The sequence below is a fragment of the Halomonas sp. 707D4 genome (genome assembly GCF_024158685.1).
In the GTDB taxonomy this organism is placed as follows: Bacteria; Pseudomonadota; Gammaproteobacteria; order Pseudomonadales; family Halomonadaceae; genus Vreelandella.
Genome location: NZ_JAMZBD010000245.1, coordinates 1 through 4,684, shown reverse-complemented (window position 1 = coordinate 4,684; position 4,684 = coordinate 1). Strand labels below are relative to the sequence as shown.

At 58.2% G+C, this 4,684-nt stretch carries 4 protein-coding genes and 1 pseudogene; 1 reads left to right on the top strand and 4 read right to left on the bottom strand.

Annotated elements, in window-relative coordinates:
* Positions 1–552, top strand: a pseudogene (locus tag BIS11_RS11125) (DNA replication terminus site-binding protein); the annotation flags it as partial.
* Here the strand turns inward: BIS11_RS11125 and BIS11_RS11120 are convergent.
* From BIS11_RS11120 to cmk, 4 genes are all read right to left on the bottom strand, one after another.
* Positions 524–883: a hypothetical protein gene (locus tag BIS11_RS11120; RefSeq protein ID WP_253423940.1), complete on the bottom strand. Its 360-nt coding sequence runs from the start codon at positions 881–883 to the stop codon at positions 524–526. The pseudogene BIS11_RS11125 and the gene BIS11_RS11120 sit on opposite strands and share 29 nt — an antisense overlap.
* 543 nt (positions 884–1,426) lie before the next feature.
* A complete protein-coding gene (locus BIS11_RS11115; protein ID WP_253423937.1) occupies positions 1,427–1,801 on the bottom strand; it encodes a histone-like nucleoid-structuring protein, MvaT/MvaU family in 375 nt (124 codons plus the stop codon).
* A 274-nt stretch (positions 1,802–2,075) separates the two neighbouring features.
* Positions 2,076–3,752, bottom strand: a complete 1,677-nt coding sequence (rpsA, locus tag BIS11_RS11110) for a 30S ribosomal protein S1 (protein ID WP_253423934.1) — start codon at positions 3,750–3,752, stop codon at positions 2,076–2,078.
* Between the two features lie 193 nt (positions 3,753–3,945).
* Positions 3,946–4,632, bottom strand: coding sequence for a (d)CMP kinase (gene cmk / locus BIS11_RS11105; protein ID WP_253586057.1), 687 nt, complete (start codon positions 4,630–4,632; stop codon positions 3,946–3,948).
* Between the last annotated feature and the right edge of the window lie 52 nt (positions 4,633–4,684).

The following is a 4,684-nucleotide window of genomic DNA, read 5'->3' as shown; positions in this document are numbered from 1 at the left end:
CTTTCACCCAGCGCCCTGAGCGAAGCCAAGGCGCGCTTGCCGGCGCGTCATCCGCGCGTGGGGGACGTGCTGCGCAAGACCGCGATGGCGAGACTTCATCTCAAGCAGTGCTGGCGCCATCTGCCCACCGCACCGGCACCGGTGGCCCGCGTACGCCTGGCGTGGTACACGAGCGGGCGCTCGATCAAGAAGCTGAGCGTTCAGCAGGCCGAGGCCAGGCTGCTGGCACTCGATACTGACGCCGCCCATGTGCGCATTCAATTGAAAAAGCTCGCGGGCCTTCCAAGCGATGAAACCCTGGCGCAGGTACAGGCCCAGGCACCGCTGATGCGTGCCAACCTGTTCTTCGTCGAGCCGCTGCTCGACGGCCATACCCGCCAGGCCATGAATATTGCCATGCCGCTGGTAGTGCCTGCGCAGGAGACGCGTCTGCCGCATATCAAGGCGCCTTCCATGCAGGCGCCCGCAACGCGCACACGCGCCAAGCGACGTGACGAGAAACTCGAGTCAGAACCTTTCCTGCCTAGCCTGCGGGTCTATCGCTACCGCTGAGCGTCACGACCGGCGTGGTTTCGAGATCCCAGCGCCCATGATGCACCAGCAATTCCACCAGCCCCTTCACGGCCTTGGCACTGTAGCCATACTCCTTGCAAAGTGCTTTTAGCCGTTCACCGAAGAGCCGCTCGCGTTCCTGCGCCTGGCTTTTTCTTTCCTGCTCTTCCAGGTCCGCGAGCGAGCGCACCGGGGGACCAGTAGGTATATCGAAATGATTGCCGGGCTCCTCGAGCTGCTTCAGCGCCTGAGCGAAAGCGTCGTCCAATTCACGAAACTTGCGCAGCTTGTCGCGCTCGTCCAGCTGTTTGTGTGCCTTTTGATATTTCATCGACCTTACATTTACACCTTACTTAAGAAGAGAGCCAAGAATAGGTAGCGATACACTCCCCGCCGACGGACAACGCTGGTCCATTCGAACACGTGCCTGGGCAAGGAGTGACTTCACGCATGGAGCATAGTGCTACAGGTACACGCCAGCGGTGTACGAACATCGAATCGCCAAGCGAGAAACGCCCTTGACCAGACTTTTCTCATGGCGAGGCGCCAGCGAGAGTGAGTCATCCACAGAAATGAAGACGACTGCTTGCACCCAAAGAAAGCGCTGATCTGGCAATAATGAGTATAGCCGCTAGAGCGAAGAACAGTACGACTGCGGTAATCGTCGTCTTGCTGCATTCGAGTGAATGAAGCCCGGAATTGACCGATATCTAATCGAACGCAAGCCTGACCGGGCCCTACTCATTAAACATCGATGAAGCAACGTGCACTGAATGAAAACGTTTACATAAAATCGAGGGTGCGAATCGCTTCAGGAAAATGACATCTTGAATGTAAAAATGCCGGTGCCCTGTTCAGGCTACCGGCACTAGCTTTAACTATCCTGCTGAAGCCAGGACTCGACGGTTTCTTCACCGTATTCGTCCTTCCAGCTACGCAGGCCTTTATGATTGCCACCACGGGTTTCGATGACTTCACCGTTGTGCGGATTCTTGTAGACCTTCAAACGGCGCTTGCGACGGCTGGAAGAAGCGGCGGCCTTCGGAGCTGCGCTACGCTGTTCACCAGAGGGCTCGAGAAGTGCCACGACATCTGCAGGACGCTTGCCGAATTCGTTCATCAGCGCTTCAAGCTTGGACTTGAATTCCAGCTCACTCTTCAATCGCTGATCTCCTTCAAGACGCTGAAGATCTTCCTGAAGCTGCTTTAACTGCTGCTCTTTTTGAATATATTCATTAAGAAGTGACATGGGGATTCCTTCAGAATAGAGATGAGACGAACCAGAGACACTGCATTGTTTTAACGGTCTTCAAGTCGCCTGGAGGCGCTGCCATTATTACTTTATTTACTCTAATTGACAATAGTCTAGTTGATCTCGAGCTATTTACTAATCGTTTTTTTATATCTGGAGTTTAATATCCAAACTTGGCTACTGGCTGAAACCTTTCACTACCGATAGATTTCATCGATACAAAAAAAGACGCCACCCGAAGGTGGCGTCTTTTAACATGGAGTCGTGACGTTTAGTCTTGACCCATCTGCTGCTTGATCAGGTCACCGATCGTGGTGGCACCACCAGTTTCGGCATCCTGCTCGCGCAGTTTCTTCATGTTCTGACGCGTGTCGTCCTGCTCTTTCGCCTTGATCGACAGATTGATCTGACGGCTCTTGCGATCGACGTTGACGATACGTGCTTCGACGCTGTCGCCTTCGCTCAGCACGTTACGCGCATCTTCGACGCGATCGGCGCTGATTTCAGACGCTTTCAGCACGGCGATGACGTCGGTTGCCAGCTCAACGTGAGCTTCCTTGGCGTCGACTTCGACGACACGGCCAGTCACGATGCTGCCCTTGTCGTTGACGGAGAGGTATTCAGCGACCGGATCGGAATCCATCTGCTTGATACCCAGCGAGATGCGCTCGCGCTCCGGGTCGATCGACAGGATGACGGCTTCGGCTTCGTCGCCCTTCTTGAAATGACGAACCGCTTCTTCGCCGGTTTCCGTCCAGGAGATGTCGGACAGGTGAACCAGGCCGTCGATGCCACCTTCCAGACCGATGAAGATACCGAAGTCGGTGATCGACTTGATGGTACCGGAAACGCGGTCGCCCTTGTTGTACTCGGCGTTGAAGGTTTCCCACGGGTTGGCGGTGCACTGCTTGATACCCAGGGAGATACGACGACGCTCTTCGTCGATGTCCAGAACCATGACTTCGACATCGTCACCGACCTGCACGACCTTGGACGGGTGGATGTTCTTGTTGGTCCAGTCCATTTCGGAAACGTGAACCAGACCTTCGACACCCTCTTCCAGCTCCGCGAAGCAGCCGTAGTCGGTCAGGTTGGTCACCACGGCCTGCACCTTGGTGCCTTCCGGGTAGCGCGCCTTGATGTTGACCCACGGATCTTCGCCCAGCTGCTTGAGGCCCAGCGATACGCGGTTGCGCTCGCGGTCGAACTTCAGCACCTTGACGTTGATCTCGTCGCCTACGGCCACGATCTCGGACGGATGCTTGATGCGCTTCCAGGCCATGTCGGTGATGTGCAGCAGGCCGTCGACGCCGCCGAGGTCGACGAAGGCGCCGTAGTCGGTCAGGTTCTTGACGATACCCTTGATCTGCTGGCCTTCCTGGAGGGTGGCGAGCAGCGCTTCACGCTCGGCGCTGTTCTCGGCTTCGAGCACGGCACGGCGAGAGACGACGACGTTGTTGCGTTTCGGATCGAGCTTGATGACCTTGAAGTCGAGCTCTTTGTTCTCCAGGTGCGCAGTGTCGCGAACCGGACGAACGTCGACCAGAGAACCCGGCAGGAAGGCACGGATGGAGTCGACGTCGACGGTGAAGCCGCCCTTGACCTTACCGTTGATCACGCCCTTGACGATCTCGTCTTTCTCGAAGGCCGCTTCCAGAATCTTCCAAGCTTCAGCACGCTTGGCTTTTTCGCGAGACAGACGGGTTTCGCCGAAGCCATCTTCGACCGCTTCGAGCGCCACGTGGACGTCGTCGCCGATCGCGATGTTGAGTTCGCCGTTTTCATCGCGGAACTGGGCCGCGGGGATTTGGCCTTCGGATTTCAGACCGGCATTGACGGTAACCCAGTCACCATCGATGTCGACAACCTGGGCCGCGACGATGGCGCCCGGCTCCATGTTGATGTCGTTAAGAGACTGTTCAAACAGTTCAGCAAAGCTTTCGCTCATGGTTTTCCTACGTGATCAACGTTGTTGAGGCATGACGCCTTCTCCGTACCACCAGCGAGTACGGGCCTATGTAACTCAGCTCTCGGGGGTGTTAGCGCTGGTTGGACCTGACCGGGCTCTCCGATATGAAGGATCATATGAACTGCCGCCCTGCCATGTCGTGACACCTTCCCAAAAACGCCGCAAGGGAGAGTCAGTGCCCGTCTGCAAGCCCTTTCTGGGCCAGCAGCTGGATCAACCGATCAACCACTTCCGGTATACTCAGGCGCGTGGTATCAAGCGTGACGGCATCATCTGCCGGCTTGAGCGGGGCCACGCTGCGCTGCGTGTCGCGTGCATCGCGTGCCTGAATCTCCTTCAAAAGACTCGAAAGACTAGCATTTACGCCGGCGGCCTGCAACTGCTGGAACCGCCGACGGGCGCGCTCCTCGGCGCTGGCGGTCAGGAATATCTTCAAGGGTGCCTCGGGGAACACCACGGTGCCCATGTCGCGGCCATCGGCCACCAGCCCCGGCGCCTTGTGGAAGTCGCGCTGGCGGGCGAGCAGGCGCTGGCGCACGCCGGGAAGCGATGCCACCCTGGAGGCCCGCTCACCGGCCTGCTCGGTGCGGATCAGACGGGTCACGTCCTCGCCTTCGAGCAGCGTGCGCGCGGCGCCCTGTTCGACCGGAAAGGCGATGTCCAGGCCTGCGGCCAGCGTCTCGAGCGCGGCTTCGTCGTCGAGCGCGACGCCGTGCTTGACCGCCGCCTGGGCGGTCAAGCGATACAGCGCACCGCTATCCAAGAGGTGCCAGCCCAACCGCTCGGCGATCAGGCCGCTGATGGTTCCCTTGCCGGCACCGCCCGGGCCATCGATGGTGAGTACGGGAATCGACACCATTACGCCCGCGCCTCCTCGGCCGTCATGCCGATGCGCTCGAGAAGGCCCAGAA

Excerpts from the sequence above, each read along its gene's own strand:
- BIS11_RS11120 (WP_253423940.1), bottom strand. The coding sequence starts at position 883 with ATGAAATATCAAAAGGCACACAAACAGCTGGACGAGCGCGACAAGCTG.
- BIS11_RS11115 (WP_253423937.1), bottom strand. The coding sequence starts at position 1,801 with ATGTCACTTCTTAATGAATATATTCAAAAAGAGCAGCAGTTAAAGCAG.
- rpsA (WP_253423934.1), bottom strand. The coding sequence starts at position 3,752 with ATGAGCGAAAGCTTTGCTGAACTGTTTGAACAGTCTCTTAACGACATC.
- cmk (WP_253586057.1), bottom strand. The coding sequence starts at position 4,632 with ATGGTGTCGATTCCCGTACTCACCATCGATGGCCCGGGCGGTGCCGGC.